Source organism: Cupriavidus sp. KB_39 (genome assembly GCF_052114485.1).
Lineage (GTDB): Bacteria > Pseudomonadota > Gammaproteobacteria > Burkholderiales > Burkholderiaceae > Cupriavidus.
Genome location: NZ_JBFREV010000252.1, coordinates 1 through 370, shown reverse-complemented (window position 1 = coordinate 370; position 370 = coordinate 1). Strand labels below are relative to the sequence as shown.

1 pseudogene is annotated in these 370 nt (G+C 60.3%); it reads left to right on the top strand.

Annotation, left to right across the window (positions count from 1 at the left end):
• Positions 1 to 42: 42 nt before the first annotated feature.
• A pseudogene (locus AB4Z27_RS29810) lies at positions 43 to 370 on the top strand (transposase); the annotation flags it as partial.

The following is a 370-nucleotide window of genomic DNA, read 5'->3' as shown; positions in this document are numbered from 1 at the left end:
GGGTTTAGTGGAGGCTCCACTTCTTGAGAGAATGGAGCCACGATGAAGAAACCAGTCAAGTTTTCCCCGGAGGTTCGCGAGCGAGCTGTGCGCATGGTCGCCGAGTCGCGAGGCGATCATCCGTCCCAGTGGGCAGCCGTAGAATCCATAGCCTCCAAGATCGGATGCACGCCGCAAACGCTGTTGAATTGGGTGCGCCAGCATGAGCGAGATACGGGGCAGCGGGAAGGTCCTGGCACGAGCGAGCAGCAGCGTATCAAGTCGCTGGAGCGTGAAGTCAAGGAACTGCGCAAGGCGAATGAGATCCTGAAGCTGGCCAGCGCGTTTTTCGCGCAGGCGGAGCTCAGGCGGAGCTCGACCGCCGATTGAA